Source organism: Clostridium aceticum (assembly GCF_001042715.1).
Taxonomy (GTDB): Bacteria; Bacillota; Clostridia; order Peptostreptococcales; family Natronincolaceae; genus Andreesenella; species Andreesenella acetica.
In genome coordinates this window covers 1,998,689-2,023,827 of sequence record NZ_CP009687.1, presented here as the reverse complement: position 1 = coordinate 2,023,827, position 25,139 = coordinate 1,998,689, and the positions used below count along the sequence as shown (strand labels likewise).

At 33.9% G+C, this 25,139-nt stretch carries 22 protein-coding genes and 1 riboswitch; of the genes, 13 read left to right on the top strand and 9 right to left on the bottom strand.

The window, feature by feature from the left end:
- Nucleotides 1–128: 128 nt before the first annotated feature.
- The 12 genes from uppS to CACET_RS09425 all read left to right on the top strand — a co-directional run bounded on the left by uppS (nucleotide 129) and on the right by CACET_RS09425 (nucleotide 13,591).
- Nucleotides 129–773 carry a polyprenyl diphosphate synthase gene (uppS, locus tag CACET_RS09480; protein ID WP_044822884.1) on the top strand — a complete coding sequence of 215 codons (645 nt, stop codon included), beginning with the start codon at nucleotides 129–131 and terminating at the stop codon, nucleotides 771–773.
- Nucleotides 774–1,043: 270 nt separating this feature from the next.
- Nucleotides 1,044–2,264 (top strand): HD-GYP domain-containing protein, encoded by a 1,221-nt coding sequence (locus CACET_RS09475; protein WP_044822885.1) that lies wholly within the window; start codon nucleotides 1,044–1,046, stop codon nucleotides 2,262–2,264.
- Between the two features lie 142 nt (nucleotides 2,265–2,406).
- Complete coding sequence (miaB, locus tag CACET_RS09470; RefSeq protein WP_044822886.1) at nucleotides 2,407–3,837, top strand: tRNA (N6-isopentenyl adenosine(37)-C2)-methylthiotransferase MiaB; 1,431 nt, start codon at nucleotides 2,407–2,409, stop codon at nucleotides 3,835–3,837.
- 257 nt (nucleotides 3,838–4,094) lie between these two features.
- Entirely contained in the window at nucleotides 4,095–6,707 is a 2,613-nt protein-coding gene (gene mutS / locus CACET_RS09465; RefSeq protein WP_144414751.1) for a DNA mismatch repair protein MutS, read from the top strand.
- Between the two features lie 11 nt (nucleotides 6,708–6,718).
- On the top strand, nucleotides 6,719–8,578 hold the full coding sequence (gene mutL / locus CACET_RS09460; protein WP_044822887.1) for a DNA mismatch repair endonuclease MutL: 1,860 nt from the start codon (nucleotides 6,719–6,721) through the stop codon (nucleotides 8,576–8,578).
- Between the two features lie 12 nt (nucleotides 8,579–8,590).
- Nucleotides 8,591–9,532, top strand: a complete 942-nt coding sequence (gene miaA, locus CACET_RS09455; RefSeq protein ID WP_044822888.1) for a tRNA (adenosine(37)-N6)-dimethylallyltransferase MiaA — start codon at nucleotides 8,591–8,593, stop codon at nucleotides 9,530–9,532.
- An 82-nt stretch (nucleotides 9,533–9,614) separates the two neighbouring features.
- Nucleotides 9,615–9,857, top strand: a complete 243-nt coding sequence (gene hfq / locus CACET_RS09450; RefSeq protein ID WP_044822889.1) for an RNA chaperone Hfq — start codon at nucleotides 9,615–9,617, stop codon at nucleotides 9,855–9,857.
- A gap of 107 nt (nucleotides 9,858–9,964) precedes the next feature.
- On the top strand, nucleotides 9,965–10,930 hold the full coding sequence (locus CACET_RS09445) for an AAA family ATPase (RefSeq protein WP_044822890.1): 966 nt from the start codon (nucleotides 9,965–9,967) through the stop codon (nucleotides 10,928–10,930).
- Nucleotides 10,927–11,532, top strand: a complete 606-nt coding sequence (locus tag CACET_RS09440; protein ID WP_044822891.1) for a GTPase — start codon at nucleotides 10,927–10,929, stop codon at nucleotides 11,530–11,532. The genes CACET_RS09445 and CACET_RS09440 overlap by 4 nt, the downstream gene beginning before the upstream one ends.
- Entirely contained in the window at nucleotides 11,513–12,076 is a 564-nt protein-coding gene (locus CACET_RS09435; protein ID WP_044822892.1) for a hypothetical protein, read from the top strand. The genes CACET_RS09440 and CACET_RS09435 overlap by 20 nt, the downstream gene beginning before the upstream one ends.
- A gap of 16 nt (nucleotides 12,077–12,092) precedes the next feature.
- Entirely contained in the window at nucleotides 12,093–12,275 is a 183-nt protein-coding gene (locus tag CACET_RS09430; RefSeq protein ID WP_044822893.1) for a hypothetical protein, read from the top strand.
- A 32-nt stretch (nucleotides 12,276–12,307) separates the two neighbouring features.
- The gene (locus tag CACET_RS09425; protein ID WP_044822894.1) at nucleotides 12,308–13,591 is read left to right on the top strand and encodes a methionine gamma-lyase family protein; all 1,284 of its coding nucleotides are present in this window, start codon (nucleotides 12,308–12,310) and stop codon (nucleotides 13,589–13,591) included.
- Nucleotides 13,592–13,898: 307 nt separating this feature from the next.
- Here CACET_RS09425 and CACET_RS09420 read toward each other — a convergent pair whose 3' ends face one another.
- Genes CACET_RS09420 through CACET_RS09410 form a run of 3 tightly spaced genes read right to left on the bottom strand, consistent with a single transcriptional unit; the run spans nucleotide 13,899 to nucleotide 17,661 of the window.
- Nucleotides 13,899–15,014, bottom strand: a complete 1,116-nt coding sequence (locus tag CACET_RS09420) for a Ger(x)C family spore germination protein (protein ID WP_044822895.1) — start codon at nucleotides 15,012–15,014, stop codon at nucleotides 13,899–13,901.
- A complete protein-coding gene (locus tag CACET_RS09415; RefSeq protein WP_044822896.1) occupies nucleotides 14,998–16,104 on the bottom strand; it encodes a GerAB/ArcD/ProY family transporter in 1,107 nt (368 codons plus the stop codon). The genes CACET_RS09420 and CACET_RS09415 overlap by 17 nt, the downstream gene beginning before the upstream one ends.
- Before the next feature lie 18 nt (nucleotides 16,105–16,122).
- Nucleotides 16,123–17,661 carry a spore germination protein gene (locus CACET_RS09410; protein WP_044822897.1) on the bottom strand — a complete coding sequence of 513 codons (1,539 nt, stop codon included), beginning with the start codon at nucleotides 17,659–17,661 and terminating at the stop codon, nucleotides 16,123–16,125.
- A 367-nt stretch (nucleotides 17,662–18,028) separates the two neighbouring features.
- Here CACET_RS09410 and CACET_RS20925 point away from each other — a divergent pair, with 367 nt between their 5' ends.
- A complete protein-coding gene (locus CACET_RS20925) occupies nucleotides 18,029–18,139 on the top strand; it encodes a putative holin-like toxin (protein WP_242846858.1) in 111 nt (36 codons plus the stop codon).
- A gap of 189 nt (nucleotides 18,140–18,328) precedes the next feature.
- On the opposite strand, the gene lexA is transcribed toward CACET_RS20925, so the two are convergent.
- The 6 genes from lexA to CACET_RS09380 all read right to left on the bottom strand — a co-directional run bounded on the left by lexA (nucleotide 18,329) and on the right by CACET_RS09380 (nucleotide 24,468).
- On the bottom strand, nucleotides 18,329–18,955 hold the full coding sequence (lexA, locus tag CACET_RS09405; protein WP_044822898.1) for a transcriptional repressor LexA: 627 nt from the start codon (nucleotides 18,953–18,955) through the stop codon (nucleotides 18,329–18,331).
- Between the two features lie 86 nt (nucleotides 18,956–19,041).
- On the bottom strand, nucleotides 19,042–20,160 hold the full coding sequence (locus tag CACET_RS09400; protein WP_044822899.1) for a tyrosine-type recombinase/integrase: 1,119 nt from the start codon (nucleotides 20,158–20,160) through the stop codon (nucleotides 19,042–19,044).
- A 94-nt stretch (nucleotides 20,161–20,254) separates the two neighbouring features.
- Nucleotides 20,255–21,337, bottom strand: a complete 1,083-nt coding sequence (locus tag CACET_RS09395; protein WP_158386029.1) for a GerAB/ArcD/ProY family transporter — start codon at nucleotides 21,335–21,337, stop codon at nucleotides 20,255–20,257.
- Nucleotides 21,338–21,400: 63 nt separating this feature from the next.
- Entirely contained in the window at nucleotides 21,401–21,607 is a 207-nt protein-coding gene (locus CACET_RS09390) for a hypothetical protein (protein ID WP_044822901.1), read from the bottom strand.
- 13 nt (nucleotides 21,608–21,620) lie between these two features.
- Nucleotides 21,621–22,805 carry a Ger(x)C family spore germination protein gene (locus tag CACET_RS09385; protein ID WP_044822902.1) on the bottom strand — a complete coding sequence of 395 codons (1,185 nt, stop codon included), beginning with the start codon at nucleotides 22,803–22,805 and terminating at the stop codon, nucleotides 21,621–21,623.
- 145 nt (nucleotides 22,806–22,950) lie between these two features.
- Nucleotides 22,951–24,468: a spore germination protein gene (locus CACET_RS09380; RefSeq protein WP_044822903.1), complete on the bottom strand. Its 1,518-nt coding sequence runs from the start codon at nucleotides 24,466–24,468 to the stop codon at nucleotides 22,951–22,953.
- A 429-nt stretch (nucleotides 24,469–24,897) separates the two neighbouring features.
- Nucleotides 24,898–25,089, top strand: a riboswitch (cobalamin riboswitch).
- The last annotated feature ends 50 nt before the right edge of the window (nucleotides 25,090–25,139 follow it).

Below are 25,139 nucleotides of genomic sequence, written 5' to 3'. Positions count from 1 at the left end.
AAAATTAATAAGAATATTGAAATATTTTATCTTATTTTTAGGAAATAAACGATATAGTTTGAATGATTATCAGTAGAGATGTTAATAATGGAAAATATATATTTATCTATACTAGGAGGACTAAAAAAATGAGAGTTCCAGCACATATTGGAATTATTCCAGATGGGAATAGAAGATGGGCAGAAAGTAAAGGCTTGTCTAAAGAAGAAGGTTATGAAAAAGGCCTTAGGCCAGGACTAGAAATATTTAAGCTTTGTCAAGAAATTGGTATCAAAGAATTAAGTTACTACGGTTTTACTATGGATAATACCAAAAGACCTTCAGTTCAAACCTTAGCTTTTAGAAAAGCTTGTGTTGATGCAGTAGAAATGCTTTGCAACGAGGATGCTTCTTTACTGGTTCTTGGCAATGCAACTTCTCCTTTATTTCCAAAAGAATTGGAAACCTACACAAATAGAAAAAACTTTGGTAAAGCCTCTACAAAAGTAAATTTTTTAGTAAACTATGGGTGGCACTGGGATTTATCAAAAACCCCAGAAAATACCTCTACAAATAAGAATAACTTAATGGAAAGTCTATACTCTTCAGATGTATCTAGAATTGATTTAATTATTCGTTGGGGAGGAAGACGCCGTTTAAGTGGTTTTTTGCCTGTGCAGTCAGTGTATTCAGATTTTTATGTGATCGATGATTACTGGCCAGACTTTAGACCAGAACATTTATATGAAGCCTTAGAGTGGTATAATCAACAGGATGTAACATTAGGAGGGTAAGAAAATTATTTTACAGGGTGGCTGTTACCCTGTTTTTATATTTGATTTAAATAAGGTAAAAAAGCAGTAATGAATATCACAATAAACTTTGTTGTAAATGATAAATAAAATATAGGTCCATGGTCTCATTTTATCATTTTGGACTACAGAAAATGTTTAATTAAGTCGATAACACTATAATTATTTTATTGTACTTTTTTATAGTGTAGACAAAAAACTTCTATCTATAAAAACAGGATGAATATATAGAGAGATATTGGGGGGATTATAGTGGAAAGTAGTTCGTGTAAAACTATCACGACAAGGGAAATGACCATATCTATAGAAGACTTAGACAAGGGAATGATCATTGGGAAAGATATCGTTGTAAATGATACAAATATCTTAGTAAAAGAAGGATACAAAATAAAAAACGAAGATACAATCAGAAAGGTACAGCGTCTTTTACAACAGTATAACGTAGAAGATGTGTTTGTAAAGATCGAAGAGGAAGCAGCAATAGAAGTGAAGATTCCTGAAACAGATAAGGTTCCACAAGACAAGGAAATTATAGAAAATAATGTAGAGAAAAAAGATTTTTCTCAACAAGCATATTCAAAGATTTTAGAGATTTCCAATAAAAAAGATGCAGAGCTGATTGATCGACTAATTCCAGATGCTAAAAAAAATATTACTGAGAAAATGCTTTTACTATTTAATAACGCTGATGCTTCCGAAACGAATTCTATAGAAGAAGATTTAAGGAAAAGTATGGAGGTTATTAATGCTTCTATTAATGTTCCCCAGTTGCTAGAAAAGATAAAAATGACAGATGATTCCCTTTTTTTTTATAGCTATAGTACCGCTTTAACGGCCTATATGCTAGGAAATTGGATGGGCTGGGATCAAAAGAAAAGAGAAAACCTATACATAACAGCTATGTTGGCGGATATAGGTATGTTGAATTTACCAGAGGATAAAAGGCGTAGAGAGCAATGGGCAAATGAAGATAGTAATGAGTATTATCAGCACGTTATTCATAGTCAGCGTTTACTAACAAAATGTTCATTCATAACTACAGATATGTTAAAGGGGATATTACATCATCATGAAAAGTATGATGGATCAGGTTACCCTAGAGGACTTACAGGAAAAAGTATTCCATTATTATCAAGAATGATTTATATTGCAGATCTATATACCTTTTATACTGTAAGTAAACGTTACAATGCCTTATACACCATAAATACTATTAGAGAACACCATCTTCGTGAAGTAGATGCGGATATATTTTTCACCCTTTCTAAAAGAATTTCTGATTATTTTATCGGTCAAAAATTTCAAAGTAGGAATCCTGAACTTGCAGAAGGAAGAATTATTACCATTGATCAAGGAACAGGAAGTACAGTTTTTGATCAGACTAATATGAACGTGTATGTTCAGCAAAAAGATCAGTCTATTGTCAGTATACCTTTAAATAGTTTTTGTAGAGATAATGTGGAATTTATATAGAATACATAATTTTTTTTCTTTTAGCAGGGTAATTTAACCCTGTGCTTTTTTTATCTATTAAATTAGGTTATAATATACTAATGAAGAAAAAAGGCAATAGAAATATATGGAAAAGTTGTTTTACTACAAGGAGGAAGCAGGTTTGAAGAGAGAAAAAAACTATGAATTTAATTCACTGGATCTTCAAAGACAGCAAGAAATAATAGAAGAAATTTCCTATAAAAATGAGGAACTATATAGAACAACAGGAAAACAAAAAAAAGTCTTGATTGTTACCTACGGTTGTCAAATGAATGAACATGATTCAGAAAAACTACTTGGTATGCTTAAAGATATGAACTATGTTGAAACCTCTGAAAAAGAAGAAGCGGATTTAATTATCTATAACACTTGCTGTGTAAGAGAAAATGCTGAGTTAAAGGTTTATGGAAACCTAGGGGCCTTAAAGCCATTAAAAAAGAAAAACAGTGATTTGACTATTGCTGTATGTGGTTGTATGATGCAGCAACCAAAGGTAGTAGAAGCAATAAAAAGAAAATATAGACATGTTGACTTAGTTTTTGGTACCCATAATCTACATAAGTTTCCTGAACTTCTAGCAAACTGCAAGCAAGCAGATAACATGCTGGTGGAGGTGTGGGAGGAAGAAGGAGAAATCATTGAGGGTATACCTTCAATGAGAAAGTATGGCGTCAAAGCCTTTGTCAATATTATGTTTGGTTGCAATAACTTTTGCACCTATTGTATTGTTCCCTATACAAGAGGTCGTGAGCGCAGCAGAGAAATAAAAGAGATTGTTCATGAAGTTATTGATTTAGCCAATAATGGCACCAAAGAGATTACGCTATTGGGGCAAAATGTAAATTCCTATGGTAAAACGTTGGAAAACAAAACCGAATTTGCTGATTTACTTAAGGAATTAAATAAAGTAGAGGGTATAGAAAGAATTAGATTCATGACTTCTCACCCCAAAGATTTATCAGAAAGCTTAATCGAAGCAATTGCCCAGTATGATAAGGTTTGTGAACACATTCATTTACCTTTCCAAGCTGGCAGTAATCATATATTGAAAGAGATGAATAGGAACTATACCCAGGAACGTTACTTAGAATTGGTAGCAAAGCTTAAAAGGGCGGTACCAGATATTGCACTAACAACAGATATTATAGTAGGTTTTCCAGGAGAAACCGAAGAAGACTTCATGGATACCTTAAAGGTAGTAGAAGAAGTTAAATTCCACTCAGCTTTTACTTTCCTATATTCTGTTAGAGAAGGTACACCTGCTGCAAAAATGGAGACACAAATTTCAGAAGAAGTGAAACATACAAGATTTAATAAACTAGTAGAAACAGTAAATCAAATCAGTGCTGAAATCAACAGCAGCTACTTAAATAAAGAGGTAGAGGTTTTAGTTGAAGGATCAAGCAAAACAGATGCATCGAAGCTAATGGGAAGAACAAGACAAAATAAACTGGTTAATTTTTCAGGCGGGGAAGAGCTTATAGGTAAGCTAGTAAAAATAAGAATTACAGAACCAAAAACCTTCTCCCTTAATGGAGAAATTATCGACTAAGATTGAAAAACCCAGAATAGTAGCGTAGGATATATACGCAAAGTCACTGGGTTTTTTATATTTACAATAAGTATCATATATAATGTTATCATAAATGATAAATACTTTTATAAATCACATTTTCCTATATTCGTTGATTTTATCTATCTTATCTACAACTTCAATTAAAATGAATATAAATTAAGATTCTATGTTTCAAATAAAGTGATATTTGTTATAATGAAGCTATAGCTTTATTTAGTTTAGGAGGTATACAATTGAGTAAATTAACACCTATGATGCAACAATACACAGATATTAAAAATTTATATAAAGATACATTATTGCTGTTTAGACTAGGGGATTTTTACGAGTTATTTTTCGATGATGCCATTACAGCATCTAGAGAATTAGAAATAGCCCTTACTGGCAGAGATTGTGGATTAGATGAAAGGGCTCCTATGTGCGGGGTGCCTCATCATTCGGTAAATAATTATATTAATAGGTTAATTACAAAAGGATACAAAGTAGCTATATGTGATCAAGTAGAAGACCCTTCTGAGGCAAAAGGAATTGTAAAAAGGGATGTTGTAAGGGTTATTACCCCCGGTACTGTCATAGATACGGACTTGTTAGAAGAGAAAAAAAATAATTATTTGATGTGTATTTATGGAGAAAATGCAGGAATTGGCATAAGCTACGTTGATATTTCTACTGGAGAATTGTTCTCCACAGAAATTACCCAAGGAAATCTAAGTCAACACCTACAGGATGAAGTTTCCAAAGTACAGCCTAAAGAAATTCTTTACTATGCAAAGGATAAAAACACCTATGAAGTTCTTTGTGAATATCAGAAGAAGCTGGACTTCTACATGAATGAATATGATGATTGGAGATTTGAAGGTGAATATGCCCGCAATCAACTACAAAAACATTTTCAAGTAATTGCATTGGACGGACTAGGGTTTTCTAACAATCATTTAGGAATTCGTGCGACAGGTGCTTTAATTGATTACCTAAAAAATACCCAAAAACGTACCCTAAACCATCTTAGCAAAATTCAAATATATACTTTAAACACTACGATGATTTTAGATTTCACTACTAGAAGAAATCTTGAGTTGGTAGAAACCATTAGAGATAAAAAGAAAAAAGGTTCTTTATTATGGGTGCTAGATAAAACCATGACCTCTATGGGAGGAAGAATGCTTCGAAAATGGCTTGAAGAGCCATTGCTAGAGGTAAAGAAAATTCATGATAGACTAGATGCAGTTGAAGTACTAAAGGAAGATCTTTTATTAAGAAAAGAGTTGAAGGAAAGCTTAAAAAATATTTATGATTTAGAGAGACTCTCAGGTAAAATTTCTTATGGTAGTGCCAATGCCAGAGACCTAATAGCCTTAAAAAATTCTTTGACCAATATCCCTAAATTAAAAGAAGTTTTATTCAATCAAAAATCTTTTTTACTACAAAACTTAGCATCTCAGATTGATGAACATAAAGAAATTACCTCTTTAATCGAAACAGCCATCTTAGAGGAACCTTCTGCTGGTATAAAAGAAGGAAATATAATAAAAAATGGATATAATGCAGATGTTGATGAATTACGGAGAGCTTCTAAAGAAGGTAAGCTATGGATCAGCAACCTAGAAGCAAAGGAGCGAGACAAAACAGGAATCAAGTCCCTGAAAATAGGATACAATAAAGTTTTTGGATATTTTATTGAGGTAACAAAGTCTAACCTCCATATCGTTCCTCAAGAATACATACGCAAGCAAACCCTCGCAAATTGCGAAAGATATATTACCCCTCAACTAAAGGAGATAGAACTAAAGGTCTTAGGTGCTGAAGAAAAGGTAATTTCATTAGAATATCAGCTTTTTTTGCAGTTGCGAGAAGTCATTGAAAAAGAAGTTCCCCAAATTCAAACGACAGCTCATGCAATTGCCCAGCTAGATACTTTGTATTCCCTAGCAGAGGTTGCTGCTGAAAATGGTTATACAAAACCAGCTATTAATGATGGTAATGCAATTGATATTCTCGAAGGAAGACATCCTGTAGTAGAAAAGATGTTAGACCATAATATGTTTATATCTAACGACACCCATCTAGATCAAAGTCAGAATGAAATAGCTATTATTACTGGACCAAATATGGCAGGTAAATCAACTTATATGAGACAGGTGGCACTTATTGTCCTAATGGCACAAATAGGGTCATTTATACCAGCTAAAGGAGCCACCATAGGGATTGTGGATAGGATTTTTACTAGAGTGGGAGCCAGTGATGATTTGGGGCAGGGCCAAAGTACCTTTATGGTGGAAATGAGTGAAATGGCAAATATTCTAAACAATGCAACCTCTAAGAGCTTATTAATATTAGATGAAATCGGCAGAGGTACCAGTACCTTTGATGGTTTAAGTATTGCGTGGTCTGTAGTGGAGTATATTAGCGGGTTTTTAAAGTGCAAAACCTTATTTTCTACCCATTATCATGAACTGACAGAAATAGAGGGAAAGATGAAAACCGTTAAAAACTATCGTATTTCTGTTAAAGAAGAAGGGGATGATGTCATCTTCTTACGAAGGGTTGTAGAAGGAAGTGCTGATAAAAGCTATGGTATTCAAGTTGCAAGGTTGGCTGGGCTTCCTAAAAATGTTATTCAAAGAGCACAGGAAATCCTCTTAGGTTTAGAGAAGCCGCAAGATCCACCACAATATAAAACAGTAGATCAACCTGCTATAGATGAAATCAATGAGCAGTTGAATTTTATAGACATGAATAAAGAAGAAATTATTAGAGAGATTAAGGAACTAAAATTATTGGAAACTACACCGATAGATGCCTTAAACATACTTTATCAACTACACAAGAAGGTAAGTGATTTATAGGGAGGCAAAAAATGCAAAAAGCAATTAAACTATTAGATAATTTAACGATTAATAAAATAGCAGCAGGGGAAGTGGTAGAAGGCCCACAATCTGTTGTAAAAGAGTTAATTGAAAATGCCATTGATGCCGGTGCCACCAATATCGTAGTAGAAATAAAAGAAGGTGGTCAGAAGTTTATCAGAGTCACTGATAATGGGGCTGGTATTTATGAAGAGGATGTAGCGGCAGCTTTTATGCGTCATGCTACCTCTAAAATTCAATATTTAGAAGATTTAAATGCAGTATTGACCTTAGGGTTTAGAGGAGAAGCCTTGGCAAGTATTGCTGCTGTCTCTCAAATCCAAATGGTTACAAAACCTAGGGATCAATTGCATGGCATATCAATCGATATGGTTGCAGGCAACATCACAAATAAAAAACAAGTAGGTTGTCCTGATGGTACCACCATCATTATAAAGAACTTATTCTTTAATACACCAGCTAGACTAAAATTCATGAAAACTCCTCAATCAGATACAACGAAAATAGGAGAAATCATGTCGAGACTTGCCTTAAGTCAACCCCATATAGCCTTTAAATATATTAACAATAACAATATTATGTTTACTACCTCTGGTGCAAATCATCTGGATCAAACCATTTTATCTATACTAGACAAGGAGCTATTTAAGAGTCTTATACCCATTAAGGCTGAAAAGCAAGACATGGCATTAGAGGGGTACATAAGTCAACCGACTTATGTTAGAGGAAACCGAAATTATGAGATTGTTTTTGTTAACGGAAGATATATTAAAAGTAAGTTTCTTTACAGATCTATTGAAGAAGCTTATAAGGAAAAGCTGCCTATTAATAAGTTTCCTGTGTGTATTTTAAACTTAAAGATTCATCCAAGTTTCATTGATATTAATGTTCATCCAACAAAAACTGAGATAAAATTTCATAAGGAAGAAGTGGTCTATGATCTAATTTATCATAGTATCTCCTCTTCTCTAGTGAAAAGCACTTTAGTACCTAAACTGCTTTTACAAAACAAACAAAAATCCCCAACTGTAGACACAACTTTTTTAAATCCTCCCCTTAGAGAGAATAAAAGCATCTATAGTACACATAATAACAACAAACCCAATAGTTTACAGATTTCCTTTGAAGAAAAAGAAGATAAATACGAGGTAAATGCTGAAAAACCAGTTATCCCCACTATCAAAAGTGCTTCTTCTACTTTACAAAAAGACTTTGTGTCTCTCCAAGAGGATGAGCTTCATTTGGAAACTACACAAGAAAATTTTCTTGGTAGTTTATTAAATAATTATAAAGTTATAGGACAACTGTTCGACACCTATGTTATTATAGAAAAAGATCTTTGCATGTATCTCATTGATCAACATGCTGCCCATGAAAGACTGGTTTATAATAAAATGCTACAAGCGTTTCATCGTGATCAAGTTCCTACCCAAAGCCTGTTGGCACCAAATGTTTTAGAGTTGTCTCATGAAGACTTTCTCTTTATCACACAATATATAGACGGGTTTAAAAAACTTGGTTTCAACATAGAGATTTTTGGCAATAATACAATCCTTATTAGAGAAGTTCCTTTAATTATGGGGACACCCAGAGATTTTGACTTTATATTAAAAATCATTGATGAATTAAAGCAAGATCATCTCAATGAAGATTATTTTAACGAGACGATTATTAGAAAATCCTGTAGAGAGGCCATTAAAGCAATGGATAAACTGCATGTTTCTGAAATCAATGCATTGATCAAGGATCTAAGCACAATAAAACCTCCTTTGACCTGCCCACATGGGAGACCAATTTTATTATCCTTAACAAAATATGAAATTGAAAAACATTTTAAAAGAATTCAATAGGGAGGAGATGTTTTGAAAAAAAAGCTGTTAATTCTTGTTGGTCCCACTGCAGTTGGTAAAACGGATACCTCTATAGCATTAGCTATGAAACTAAAGGGAGAAATCATATCCGCCGATTCCATGCAAATCTATAAACATATGAATATTGGGACTGCAAAACCTTCTATAGAAGAAATACAGGGGATTCCTCATCATTTAATGGATATAGTAGAGCCTAATGAAGATTTTTCCGTTGCGGCATTTCAGCAGAAGGCTAAAGTAGCTATTGAGGAAATCACTTATAAAAATAAACTGCCCATCATTGTAGGGGGTACTGGTTTATATGTCAATGCTATTATTTATAACATGGACTTTACATCGACTATTTCCAATTGGGATTTAAGAAATCAATTACAGGAAGAAGCCGATAAGTACGGAAATGAATACCTCCACGATAAACTAAGAGAAATTGATCCTGACGCGGCTGAAAGAATACATAAAAATAACGTTAAAAGGGTTATTCGTGCTATTGAAATATTTCATGAAAGTGGAGAAAAAATAGGAAATTTTCGTGAAGATGTTCAATTGACAAATGAGTATGACTTTCTTTTAATAGGACTTACTCGAGACAGAGAGGAGTTATATGATAGGATTAATAAGCGGGTGGATATCATGATGGAGGAAGGTTTGATAGAAGAAGTAAAAAAGTTGCTAGAAATGGGCTATCCTGAAGATCTAGTAGCTTTTAAAGGACTAGGCTATAAAGAAATCATTAGTTATTTAAACGGAAGTATTCCTTTAGAGGAAGCTATTACTATTCTTAAAAGAGATACCAGAAGGTATGCAAAAAGACAATTAACTTGGTTTAGACGCTTTGAAAATATTCAATGGTATAATTTATCAGAATATCCTTCAAAAGAAGAATTAATTAATAATATTCAAGAATATATAGAAGGACATTTCAATGTCTTATAGAATACTAATACAAAAGGTCATAGCAATTAAATAGAACATCTTACATGAAGTAAATTTTAGAATAATTCGAGGAGGGTAAAACATGAAAAACAATATTAACTTACAAGATATCTTTTTGAATCAAGTAAGAAAAGAAAGTATTCCAATAACTATATACTTAGTGAATGGATTTCAGTTAAAAGGCTTGGTAAAGGGATTTGACAATTATACGATTGTACTAGATACTGATGGTAAACAACAATTGATTTATAAGCATGCAATCTCCACCATCGCGCCTAGTAGTGCTATCAACTTTATGCAAAATGCTAAACATCAAGCAGAATAAAATATAAATCACTAAACTTCTCTACAAATATTTGTAGAGAAGTTTTTTTGTCACTTTTTTTCTTTACAAGGAATATGATAATATAGTATCTATTTTGAGGTGATATCATGACAAATAAAGTAAAAAAAGAAGTGGATCATTTATATCAATTGGTTAGGAATGGCAGTATCGGCAGCAATGAATTTTTAAATCATTTAATGAATCAGTCCCAAAATCTAAAAGAAGGATCTAAAACTAGTGAGAGAAATAATGTGGAATCCTTAGAAGAAGTTATCAAGGAGTTAGAACAATTGATAGGGCTTCATGATGTAAAAAATATGGTAAATGAAATTATAGCCTATGTTGAAATACAGCAAAAAAGAAGACTTCAAGGATTAAATGCCTCACCACTTGTATTACATATGATTTTTAAAGGAAATCCTGGAACAGGAAAAACCACCGTAGCCAGATTATTGGGGAGAATATTTAAAGCAATGGGTCTATTGGAAAAAGGTCATATGATCGAAATTGAAAGGGCTGACTTAGTTGGAGAATACATTGGACATACAGCTTTGAAGGTTCGGGAACAAGTAAAACAAGGTTTAGGAGGTATTCTTTTTATAGACGAAGCATATTCTTTAGCAAGGGGAGGAGAAAAAGATTTTGGCAAAGAAGCCATCGATGCATTAGTAAAGGCTATGGAAGATCATAAAGATGAATTTATACTGGTTTTAGCTGGGTATCAAGAAGAGATGGAAAATTTTCTAAGTATTAATCCCGGTCTGAAATCAAGATTTCCTATACATATTGACTTTAAAGACTATTCTATCGATGAATTGGTAGAAATCGCAGAATCAATGGTAGATGAAAGACAATATACTATTTCTAAACCTGCCAAAGCAAAACTTTATCATATCCTAGCCTCTAAACGGAGAAGTGATGAGCGATATGCCGGAAACGCACGTTTAGTAAGAAATTTGATTGAAAAGTCTATTCGAAAACAAGCAGTTCGATTAAAGCCCCAGTCATTTTGTACTAGAGAAGATTTAATGCTTTTAAAAAAAGAGGATTTTATGGATGGTGAGAATCAATGAGCAATTGTATATTATTAGGCAAGCCCAATGTGGGAAAAACATCTTTCTTTTTAAACTTTGCTGAATTTTTAGGGATAGATAGGTGTATGCTGGAGTTTATAGATTTTGAAGGAAATGTCTTAACAAAGCACTATTCTGTCAATACAGCAAAGAACTATCTGATAAGCCCTTCACCCTTTAAGACAAGGGATGTATGCAAAATCAAATTATCTATCCCCATCTATAAAGGTAGGTCAGATTTTTTGTTGCATGATACAAGTGGTTTAATGGATGGCATTAATAAAAATGAGCATGTAAGAAAATCTATGGCAGAAACCCTCAAATACTTATACTTATCTAATATCGTACTGCATATGGTGGACACCTCAGCTATATTTACAAATCAAATCAGCACCATAAGTGAAATTGACTATCAAATCAATAAGTATGGTAATAGCAAAGGCTGTTACTGCATTTTAGCCAATAAAATGGACCTAAAGGAGGGGGCGAAGGGGCTTCAATTCCTTAAAAATGAATTTAGAAATACCTACATTATTCCTATGTCTGCTATAAAAGGGATGGGATTTAAAGAGGTGAGGCAATTTGTTGCTAGAAATATTTAAAAGATACATAGGCATCCTATTATTAGGAGTAGTAATCAAATTATTAGACGATGATGTTGATGGAGATAAAAACCAAAAAACACTTTATAGCAAGATTTATAGCGACCTTGCAGAGTATAAACTACCCTATTGTCTCCTATTTTTATCTTTATCCATGCTTTTAGAAACCTATCTTGTTTTTTCTTTGTTTACCTGTGCCTATATCATTGGCATGTTTCATTTCCCTAGTCAAAAATTGCCTTTACACTTAAAAGCTTATCAAGAAATGGCTTTGCTCATCATCGTCAATCTTTTACTAGTACCTTTAGAAATCTTCTCTTTTGCTTTTATTGCTATCCTTTTGATTCAACTGATAGATGATTTGATGGATGAAGCCTATGACTTTAAATACGGCTATAAAAATCTTGTAAATAGCTTCGGAAGAGGAGAGGTAATTCTTACCAGCAGTATTTTATTGATTTTGTGCTTAATGCTATCTTGGACAAACACAGTTATTGTGTTATCCTGTAGTTTTTTAATAAACTACTTGTATTCTAAATTATAGGAGGTATATAATTATAATGTTGCATGGATATATACTGATTTCTTGTTTAATATTACTTCTGATAGGCTATAGTATTGGACGAAGAGTAGGAATCAAAGAAGGGGATAAAAGAGCTGTAAATCATGCAGTAATTCAACTAAAACTAGACTATTATAATCATAAAAAGTGTCCTATTTGCTCCAATCATTCTGAGAAGTGATAGGACTCCTACGAAAGAGGAGGAAAACATAAATGCACTACGACAAAGAAATACTACATAATCTTTTTGGTATTGACGAGGATCTTCTTGATAAAATGGAAAAAATAGAGAAGGATTTAGATTCCACATACAAGCAAGTAGATAGGATTAAAAGTTTTAATCAATATAAGATATTATCTGCTATGCAGGAGGCAAGGCTTAGTGACCAACACTTTAATTGGACAACAGGTTATGGCTATAATGATTTGGGAAGAGATAAATTAGAAGAAGTCTATGCCAAGGTTTTTAAAGCAGAAGATGCCATCGTCAGACCAACCATTGCCAATGGGACCCATGCTTTAACCCTATCCTTAACGGGTCTGCTTCAAGCTGGAGAGGAAATGGTAGCGGTTACTGGAAAGCCCTATGATACACTAAATGAACTAATTGGCATCAGTGGTGACTATAGAGGCAGCTTTAAAAACACCAATATCAGCTATAAACAAATCGATATTTTACCAGATGGAGAAGTGGATTTTGAGTCTATAGAAAGGGAAGTGACAGAAAAGACAAGACTAGTCTATATTCAAAGGTCTACTGGTTATGGTTTTAGAAGGGCTTTAAACATTGAAACGATAGAAAAAATTGTTGGTTTAGTAAAAAGCAAGTTTCCTGAGATTCTATGTATGGTGGATAATTGCTACGGAGAGTTTCTTGAAACGAAAGAGCCAACAGAAGTGGGTGTAGATATTTTAGCAGGTTCTTTAATTAAGAATCCTGGTGGGGGACTGGCTTTATCTGGAGGCTATATTGTAGGCAAAAAAGATTTAATAGAATTGATTTCCTATAAACTAACTTCCCCAGGAATAGGCAAGGAATGTGGCCTTACTTTTGGTCTATCTAGAACCATGTTTCAAGGACTATTTTTAGCTCCCCTTATTGTAAGCGGTGCAATAAAAGGTGCTATCTTTTGTTCAAAACTATTTGAGGAAGAGGGCTATGAAGTGCAGCCTAAATATAAGGATCAAAGAAGTGACATTATACAGGCAGTAAAGTTGGAGAGTGAGGAAAAGGTATTAGCTTTTTGTAAAGGAATTCAAGCAGCAGCTCCTGTAGATGCCTTTGTGACCCCAGTTCCTTGGGATATGCCGGGATATGATCATCCTGTTATTATGGCTGCCGGTGCTTTTGTGCAAGGCTCCTCTATCGAACTCAGTGCCGATGCCCCCATAAGACCCCCTTATATCGTCTATTTCCAGGGAGGGCTGACCTACGAACACAGCAAACTAGGGGTGTTGAAGGCACTGCAAAATATAAAAGACTTGTCACGTGAATAGTATTGGTAAATACAAGAAATGTTTGATAAAATAGTTCGAGACTCATTGACGCTTAACCTTTATAAACTATCCCCAAATACCTTATTATCTATATAAATGATATCTCCTCTGTTTAATATTACGGTTGACAAACTCGCTTTATTTTATCAGCTGGAGATATTTTTTCTACTTATAGCCGTAAGTTTTTTGGCACGCCTCCATAGCAGGTGGTATTCGACAGTACAGTAAAAGCTCCTTATGATGTAGGAGTTTTTTTATCATTGTCGTTAGGCTTTTTATAAATTACAGTTCCTCGATTAGATATACACTATCGCATTGTGCCTACCATCTGAATTCTCACATTAGGTTTAATATGAATAACAGCTTGTGAGAATTGTTCATTCCAATTATCACCATCAAAAGATTCGGGATGGTTTACCTTCACATAACGTCCATACCCGATATTATCATTTTTATATTGACTTTGTAACTTGCGTATTAATTTATCACAAATAGCTTCTAAATGAAGATTAGCAGCCTGTTCCATACTTTTAATAATCTTTTCACCAAAAACTGATTCTGAGGAAGTATACTCAGAAATATGAGTTGTAAGAGAAATTTCGTGATAAATATGAAATTTCGAATCTTTGATTTCCGTTCTAACTTGACTTTTGTTTCCAATTACTCTTAAACTTAATACTGGATGCTCATCCATATCCCCTAAGGGATAGGACAGAGTCATAAAACCGTCTTGAATCTCACCTGTTAATACCATAAAGGTAAAACTTTCAATTCCATCTAGTTTGCCTATCATTTTATCCTGATTAAATAGACTAATGTTATTAATTAGAAATTCACTAGGCTTATTGCCATACTTGAGAAAAGGAATAACAGGTTCAATTCCATCTGTTTTTAGAGCATTGTTAAAGCGTCTTAAAGTTGTAAAGGGAATTGTCGATGTCTCATGACCTTGTCGCAACATATCAGCTATATAAAGACTGACCAGGGGGGTTGCTGGTGGATCTATTTGCATTAAATCAACAGCTCTACCCTCGGATACTAATAGCCTAATAGTACCTCGACCTTCTGGATCTCTTAGCAAAGAATCTATATGTTTTTCTATACCTCTTTTTGCTGTTTCTTCACCAATAAAAAATATCTTAGTATTGGCATAAGTAATGCGTCTATTTGCCTTATTTTGGATATTGTCTTGAGCATTTCTAAGAGAAGTTCCTTCGCTAGAGATTTCTATTTTAGGCTCTTTAGCTTCGGGGTGGATAGTTGGTGCTGCTATGGTAACTAGATATCTTGCTGGGTTTTCCTGACTAATATCTATTCCAATACCATAAACCAAATATAAATCATCTAGTTTCTTTGCATCCCAGCAAGAGGACATAAAGCTACATATAAGCATTAATAATAGCAATTTACATGCTTTCTTCATGGTTAACCCTCTTTCTTTTTACAAGATACATAAGCAACAGTAAAATCGGAAGAATGACACCAAAGCCAATGTTTGCTTTCCCTATCATCTCACTTAAGGATGCCACCTGCGCAGAATTTTTAGGTAATAGGGAGAGAATGAAAACTACTGGTGCTAATACATATACGAAGGTGTTTGTTCTTTTTGTCTTTAAGGTTGACTGAAAAGCAATACATCCAACTATATATTGTATGGTAAGGGTACCTAGCACTGCAAAGGTCCAAAAAAATGTGAAGAAAATTTCGATTCGTTCAATAATAGGAAAATCTAAGACGTCAAGGTAGTTGATAAAAGAATATAAGATATCAGTAATTTCTTGGTAACCAAATAGGGCAATTTGACTGGCTACAATACTAGTATATAGTAATGTTACAAAGAAAATAGATAATACAGAGTACTTTAAGTTATTTTTATTCTTATTTGCTATATACGGATAGATAATTAGTAGAACCTCATAACCAGCAAAAGCGTAAAAAGAAGGAGTTATCCCTTTGACGATATTAACAAATCCACTTCCTCCTACAGGCTTTAGATTAAGCAAAGAGGCTTCTGTAAGAGAGGGAAAAATCAAGAATATAAATGGAACAATTGAAAAAACAACAATTTCATTAAAACGGGCCACAAGAGTGAGTCCTTCCTTTGTAATATATATAAGAGTCAATACAGTAATCAAGGAAACCACAAACAATGGAGTTCGAGGTAAAAACCATGTACCAACCATTTCACATAGGAATCTAATACTTAGTGAAGTAACTAAAGTGGCGTAAACTCCGTATAGGAAAACGATGACAAGAGCAATAGGTTTTGTTAATAGGATAGAAGTAAATTGTAAGAAAGTAATCTCTGGAAATTTACTTTCTAACAAAACAATTAAGCCCACTATAAAGCTAATACCTATTCCATTAAGAAGAATAGAAATCCAAGCATCCTGTTGAGATGCCTCGGCAACAGACCTGGCTAGACCTAATACACCAGTTCCCACCATCATACTGATAAGCATTATATAACATTGACCTGATGATATTTCTCCAGTTCCATACTTTCTAATCATTGAGTTTATCCTCCGACCTTATTTTCGTTTCTTATTATTGCTAGATGCGGGTGTAGGGCGGCTCACAAATCCGCCGATAGGCACACGAAGAGCTGCGTCCTTCATATCTTTCATGTTGATTGGAGCAAAGGGAGCTAAAAAAGGATAACCAAAGGAATTCAGTTTGCACATGTGGGCGATAATCCAAGCCCAAGTAATGACTATGCCAAAGGCTCCAAAGGTTGCTGCCATTATAAGCATAGGAAGCCTTATAAAACGAACTGAGTAGGAAGTGCTAAAGTGTGGAAATATATAAGACCCTATAGCAGTAATTGCTACCACAATAACCATTACAGGACTGATTATACCAGCTCTTACTGCAGCATCCCCTATCACAAGTGCTCCCACGATACCAATGGTTTGTCCTATTCTAGATGGGAGTCGGGCACTAGCTTCCCTTAGAAGTTCTATTGTCCCTTCCATTAGAAGAGCCTCTACTATTGGAGGAAAAGGAACTTCAATCCTAGATTTTGCAATGTCTAATACAAAATCAGCCGGTAATAAATCCTGGTGAAATGTAGTAACTGCAACATAAATAGCTGGAAAAGTTGTAGCTATAATGAATCCGATGAAGCGAATAAAGCGTACAATATTTGCAAAAATGAATCTTTCATAATAATCTTCAGGTGATTGTAGAAATTGTACTAACCCGACAGGGAATATGAGGGCATCAGGAGTTCCATCAACTAAAATAGCCACTCTACCTTCTAATAAATTTCCACAAACTTTGTCGGGACGCTCTGTGACTTGTATTTGAGGAAAGATAGAAAAAGTACTGTCCTCAAGGAACTGTTCAATATAACCTGAATCAAAAATACCATCTATATTAATTATTTCTAGCTTCTCCAAAGCATATTGAAGAACTTCTTTATTGACAATATCTTCTACGAACATCACTGCTACACTAGTTTTGCTTCTAGAGCCCACCTTTAAGTCTTTAATTTTCAAATTAGGATCTTTAAGTTTTCGCCTTATCATAGCTGTATTAGTGCGAATATCTTCAATAAAACCTTCTTTAGATCCTCTAATAACGCTTTCTACTGAGGATTCTTCCACAGCCCTTGACTCCCAGCCACGGGTACTTAGTAGAAGTGCTTCATCTGAGCCATCTATTAACAACACTGTATCCCCAGATAAAATACTATTGATAATTTCATCAAATTTTTTTGTGGTTTTTATGTTATTAGTTAAAATAATTTCTTGTAATAGGGTGATATTTATGCAATCCTGTTTTCTTAATTCTTTGTAAAAGCTAATTGGCTTAATAATATTTTCGTTTACAGTTGAACTATCAACCAAACCATCAGTGAAAACTAGAAGTATTTGAGCAGATTGATTTGTAGAAAGATTTCTTTTTAACTCTCTAAAGATAATATCACTACAATCTTTAAATCTGTCTTTAAGATAAGTAACGTTATGGTGAATTTTTTTAGAAATATGTTTACTAGTTTCATCATTAGATTGATGATTTTTTTCAGAACTTGATTTAATCTTTTTAAACTTATTAAACAAACTCAATCTATACCACTCCAATTAGTAATGAGAATATATATATTATTGATATTACTGTTAAAAATATGCACTTAAAAACAAATCGATATTTTGTCAAATGGAGAAATTGGTTTTGAATCTATTGAAAGGAAAGTTACAGAAAAGACTGTTCTATATTCAAAAGTCTACTGACTAAGGAGTAAACAGAGCCAAAGAAGGGCTGACCTACGAACACAGCAAACTAGGGGTGTTGAAGGCACTGCAAAATATAAAAGACTTGTCAGGTGAATAGTATTGGTAAATACAAGAAATGTTTGATAAAATAATAATAAGGGTAGTCGGATAAATGCAGGTGTGATTACCACCTTACTTTCGGATGAAAGGAGGTGGTGCGATGGATACTTACCAAGCAGTTTCGCTAATGATAATGTTTGGAATGTTATTAGTATCGCTTATCTCCTTAATTGTGAGTCTTTCAAAGGATAACAAAAGAGGAAAAAAATAATCACCCTGCATGGCACTGCAGAGTGATTAATAGTACTTAAATCACCAGTGGTAATCGCATTTTGCCAAGCCGATTACCTTTATCTATAGTATAACATATATTTAGAAAATTAAACAAGCTTTCATATGCACTATTTTTTTCCCTTATCGTAGGAATATGCAGCTTTTCAAAGTATAGAACACACAGCCTTTACATCTTTCGAACAACACCTATGACTTTTCCTAAGATAGCAACGTCCTTCACAATAATAGGTTCCATATATTTATTTTCCGGCTGTAGTCTCACATGATCGCCTTCATGATAAAACTTTTTTACAGTAGCTTCATTGTCTAACAAGGCTACTACGATATCTCCGTTGGCAGCATGGGATTGTTTGCTAACAACCACATAATCTCCATCTAATATCCCAGCTTCAATCATACTTTCACCTTTAATGGATAAAATAAAAACATCTTCATTGCTGTTCCTTAGAAAATCTATAGGTAAAGGAAAAGTTTCTTCAATATTTTCTACTGCCAAAATAGGTTCTCCAGCTGTTACCTTACCAAGGATAGGAACATGAATAATCTCTTTATGTAGCTTTACATCATAACTATCACCGCTATTTAATATTTCTATTGCCCTAGGTTTTGTAGGGTCTCTTCGGATATATCCCTTTTCTTCTAACTTGTTCAAATGACCATGTACTGTTGAAGTGGATCTTAAGGCAACAGCCTGACATATTTCCCTTACAGAAGGCGGATAACCCTTAGAACTTATTTCTTGTTTCATATATTGTAAAATTTCTAATTGTTTACTACTTAGATCTTCATACATACAAGCAAAGGCTCCTTTCTACATCTCTAGTTACCTTTTATTATAGCATACAATTACAATATTACAAAACGTTTGTTCGTAATTTTCTATTCTTCTTCTATCCATTCAAAATTCTTAACGATTTCTCGTTTTACATCTATTTTATGAGCAGCATACAACTGAGTGGTGGTGACATTATCATGATCTAGAAGATTTTGTACATCATAGATGGAAAATCCCTGTTGAATCAATGAAGTAGCAGCCGTTGCCCTTAATTTATGGGGACTATAGCCCTGTCCACGACTTGTACCTAATGCCAATGCAGTATATTTTTTTACCAAATTTCGTATAGCTCTAATGGTCATCCTCTTATTTTGTAGAGATAAAAATAATGCATCTTTGCTCATCTCATCCAAAGAAGTCTCCGTAGAACGTTCCTTGGTGACATATTCTTTGATCACCTTTTCGCAGGTTTTATTTAAAGGCATAAGCACCTCTTTACCACGTTTTCTATAGATTTTAAAATCTCCTCTATTGAAGTTAAAGGAGGAAATATTCAGCTGTTGCAGTTCACTTACCCTCAATCCATAGGTGACAAAAAGGACAATAATAGCTTTATCCCTTAGCTTCGTTTTTTCCCAATAGATCTTTTCTTTATCGGTAAATACTTCTCCGGTTTCTACAATTTCCAGCATCTTTGCCACTTCATCGATTTCAAGACGTTTGATAGCGTCAGGTTGTGGTTTGGGAAGACGGATGGGATTAAAGCCATCCGTAATATTTTTTTCAACAATTTCATCTCTAAACAAAAATTTAAATAATACCGATAAAGAGGATTTTTTTCTTGCTAAGGCTCTATTATGATTTTCCATGACTTTGATATATTCACTATTTTCCATCGTATAGCGTGAACAATAGTCTCCTAAAAATCGATTAATATCTTTAGCATTGATCTTATTAAATTCCTCTATTGAAATCTCACTGATAGTATTGGCTTGAGATAAAGAAGATTCCTGCACCAAGTATCTGCAAAAGAAGAAAATATCTTCTAAGTAAGCTAGGCGGGTAGATAGGGCTACACCATTCTTTAAATATAAGAAAAAGTCCCTCATAAAATCAGGCAGCTGTGCCTCGATCTCTAAACATCTTTCAATGATTTGATTTTCTTTTAATACGATATTATCTGGCTTATCAGATTTGTTATGTATAGATAGTTTGTTTTTCATTGTAAAATCACCCCTTGCTAGTATCTATTTTAAGGTGTTACTAGGGTAAAGGCAAGAATATTATGGCAAAAAATATTAGCAAGGTGAAGGACATTCACTGTTTTTTAAAATTAGCAGGTAGATTTTTCTTTATGACGGAAATCATTAGCAAAATGATTGGTATAATGATTTGAAAAGGAATTGAGTAAATTGGCCACATTTCTATAGCCACTGTAGCTTGCTCCAAAACACTGCCATGAACCATCATAGATAAGGAAACAGTAAATGCACCTAACGGTAAAATAAATATTTTATAATCTGAAAGACCAAAAACTTCAGCGATTAACTTGCTTGCCGCATAAATACATATACAGGTTTTCACTACACCTGCCATAATAAGATTCATATCTAATAGTGGAGCTACATCTATTACGGGTATAAGTCTAAATACAATATGAGAAGGAAAGATATCTCTAGCCATCATATCAGCTCCCAGCACTAAAATATTTCTACATACTACAGTAAATAATATACAACCAGCTATTAAATAAGCAAGGAGAAAAGTTTTCTTATAGCTTTGCTGGTGATTGAGATTGGGTAAGACCATTAAAAAAATAAAAAATTCACCAAAAGGTAAAATCATTGTTGCCACCCCGCCTTTTAGTATAGGATCAAGTCCTTGAGACAATATAGGTTGAAAATTGTTTATATTGATAGAGGTCAAGGAGGCTGTAAAGGTGAAAATCAGAACGATAACGATAAAAGGAACAAAAATTTCGCTGATTCTACCGATGGTTTCTATGCCTATTTTTAATGCATAGATGACCACCAAGGTATAGGAAATCGAAAAAAAAAGCAGTGGGGTTTCTGGATAAGTTACAGTTGTTGTGTAATTAGAGTAAGTTCGAATCACCTCTGCTGCCAGATGTACAAAATACCATCCGTAGATGATTGCTATAAGCTTACCAAAGAAATTCCCAAAACAATCTATTAATATCCCTACAAAAGACTTGGTGGGATGTAGCATTACAATTTTTATAATAATAAATAGCAAGATCATTCCACCTCCCCAGCCTAGTAGAAAGGCTAACCATGCATCATGTCTTGCTGCAATGGCAGGGTTTACTACCAAAGCGCTTCCTGCCATGTAAGAGATGATCATCATTCCTAGCTGATAAGGGGATATTTTTTCCTCCATCATTTTAATTCACCTGCTGTTCTAAGTATTTTTAAGAAAATTATGGCATTTGTTTTGAAGTATTTATATTTTTTTAATGAAATTTCTTAAGATCAACATAGGACCTGGAATAAACTCCACGAATATCTGTAGAACACTAAGGAAAAAACCAAGGAGCACCAGTGTAAAATAGACAGCAATGTATTTTCTTCTATTATTATGTTTAAGCAGTTTAGGAAGATCAATGAAAGAGATAGTGATAAACACAATTAAAATAGCTATAAGTTTCATCAGATCACTCCTTTTATTGAACTCTTACAGGTTCTTTGATCAGTCCTGCTCCCTTAAGAGTAAACTTCACTTCAATATCTATCGGGGTGTTGGAGAATATATCCTCCCAATCCTTCTCAATTTTTACCCATTCCTTATATTGTTGTCTATAAAGCTGTGCCCCAAATCCAAATATATCACTCCTATATTCTTTTTGAGCCACCTTGACTACTTGATTGATCTCCTTTTTAATACTTTCTTCTATATTTCTTTCTAACTTATTTAACAAATTAAATCGTGCCAAATCTTTTTCTCCAATAATCTCTCCCAAATTTCCTGTTGCTACCACTTCAATTTTTAATGTTACTTGGTCATTATCAAGCTTTGCTGTGATATTGCCTTTACTATTAAGAACTTCTACTGCAAAAAGCTTCCCTAAGTGTACTGGATTAGGAACAGTAAGAATAGCACTTTGTATTTTGTCATCAGCAAATAAAAACCCTCTAGTCTCGATTGGTGTGAGAAAACCTATTAGTTTGGCTTGTTTAAAAACACTACTTCCTTGAAGTTGCATTTCCTCTATATAAACTTCTTTGGAGCTGGTGCTGGGATCTATTATACCTATTACTACAGAACGCTTAGGTTCATGAAGTTGCTGAATAATATCAAAGAGAGTGATTTTTTGAATTCTCCCAATAGCCTTGCTGGCCTCTAAACTTTTCATAAGATGTATAGAGGATAGTGGTTCGATATGGGTTTTAGCTTCAAGGATTTCTTTAGCTGTTCCACCCTTTACTATGAGAAAGTCTACTTTTCGTTTTGGTTCATGGTCACGCTCCCAAAAGTCTATTATCTCGATTAGCCCTTTTTTTGCAAGAGATTCTCCAATGAGGACTACCTGCATATGAGAAAACAACATTTTTTTACTAGTGTTACCGATTAAGTTCCTAGCAGCATCAAAAACTGTTACACCTGTAGCAGATATTTCAACACTGGCTTCTATATTGCCGCCACCCCCCACACCTTGGTCTGATTGCATTGCTGCAGGGTTTACCAGTTGAACAGTAAGTTGAATTTCTTCTCTATCTGTTAGATCAAGGGCTATTCCTACGGCAATAGCGATATCGGTAATGTCACGATTATTCCAACAAGAAGTTGTTAAGGATAAGCTTAAGAGGATTAGCAATAATAATGTTTTTTTTAGGATTTTTTTATTCATTGAGAGATCATCATCCTAGATTTTAGTATTTTTAAAAATAAAAATATAGTTCTATATCTATCTCATTAGCGTTAGCCTAACACAGTTATTACGAAATTTCTCTCCAAATGTCATCCTGAGGGTAGCGAAGGATCTTGGGATTCTGTCATGTTTTCCTGATAAAGGATTTGGGCTTTACTAATAGCCTCCAGATAGGATAACGAACAAAACTATCTTTTAGATCTGCCATTTCAAGGGGAGTTACAGGAGATAAATAAGGTACTTGGAAGGATTTTAAGCTGCACATATGGATGAAAAGGATCAGTGTACCTACTATAATTCCAAAAATTCCTACGATATTGGCAGCAAAGAGCAGCAACAACCGTATAATTAATAAACCTCCGGAAAGCTGAGGAATAATAAAGCTAGTAATTGCTGTAATAGCAATTACTACAACCATAGGAATGCTTACAAGCCCTGCTCTAACAGCTGCATCACCAATTACTAAAGCACCGACAATACTTACTGCCTGCCCGATAGGTCGAGGCATTCGAACCCCTGCTTCCCTTAATAGTTCAAAGGTGAAAATCATTAACAAAGCCTCTAAAAAAGCTGAAAAAGGAATACCTTCCCTTGAAGCTGCCATGGTCAGCAGCAGTTTGAAGGGAATTACATCTTGGTGAAAGCTTATTAAGGCTACATAGTAGGCTGGTGTCATGGTAGTAATCATAAAGGCCATCAATCGAATAGAACGTACAAGCAAAGAGTAAATCCATCTTGAATAATAATCCTCACCGGCTTGTAACACTTCAATAAACAGATGAGGAACGGTTAAAACAAAAGGTGTACCATCACAAAGAATGCCTACTCTACCCTCTAATATTTTGGCAGCAACAATATCAGGTTTTTCACTATTTGCTACCGTTGGAAATATAGAAAAAGGTGCATCTTGAATAAACTCCTCTATATATCCAGACTCCAAAATACTCTCTGTAGTAATCTTCTTTAACCGATTCTTTACTTCTGCAATGATTTCATTATTTGCTATCCCTTTAATATAGCAGATATTAATTTCAGTTTTAGTTTGATTTCCTATGGTTAAGGATTCAAATCTAAGATAAGGATTTCTAATTTTTCTCCTTAATAGAGAAGTATTTGTCACGATTGATTCAGTAAAGCCCTCTCTTGGTCCTCGAACCACGGACTCTGTTACAGGTTCTTCTACACTCCGCATATTTCCTCCCTGTACACTTATCTTTAGGGCTTTTTTTACACCTTCTACATATACAAGAGCGTTTCCACCTAGAATACCATCAATACTATCCTGAAAACTTTCTACCTCTCTTACATCACAATTGAAAACAATACTTTTTTTCAAAAATTCAAAAGAAGTAAAGCTCTCTTCCTCCAAAAGCGGCTTTATTACAGTATTATTGAGTAACTGTTTATCTATCATGCCATTAATAAAAACAATTATTACTGAAGCGGAAGGGTTTTTTCCAAAAAATATTCTTCTGATAATAAAATCACTGCTTTTTTCAAATATATTTTCCAATAACTTTTCAATAGCTTTTATCTCCTGTGGGATTTCTTGTGTTGGCAAAGTGATTTCCTGTGTTTTCGTGGATATCTCAGATTTTTTTTTGCTTAGGTATTTCAAAGGCCTTTTTATATTTCTAGACATGGTTTCCTCCATAAATAATAAATAATAAAGTTACTAAGTTACTAAGTTACTATTATGATGTCTACCTAACGAATATATTATGCAAACTCAAAAGTATAGCAATGTTTATAGATAAACAACATCAGGACTTAATTTTGATATATTAAGGGCTACATTTGCAGCCCACGGTTTTGAGGCGAAACCGTAGACCGTATATATCAAAATTAAAGTTTGAGCTTGCTTATCTATAGATATCCAACCCAAGATCTTAAGTTATACATTTAATTATTTGTAGTAATTTCAATGAGTTATCCTATAAAAATTTATAGATATAATGTAAGTTTTTAACTTGGATATCTATATAACATAGCATAAGGAATGAGTTATAAAATACTATTTATATATTGACAATCTTAAAAATCTGATTTATAATAATTTTCATAATCCAATAAAAAAGTTCAGTTATCAGGTGCCTCTTTATGAAGAGGAGAATAGGAAATCGGGTTAAATTCCCGAACGGTCCCGCCACTGTAACCGAGGAGTCTCTTGCATGATGTCACTGTTTATTTACAAATAAATGGGAAGGCGCAAGTAAGACTATGATCCGGAAGTCAGGAGACCTGCCTGGTATAAAATATTCTTATGTGAATCATGGTAAAGTTCGCGGTCATACGACTGTGGACTTTTTTTGT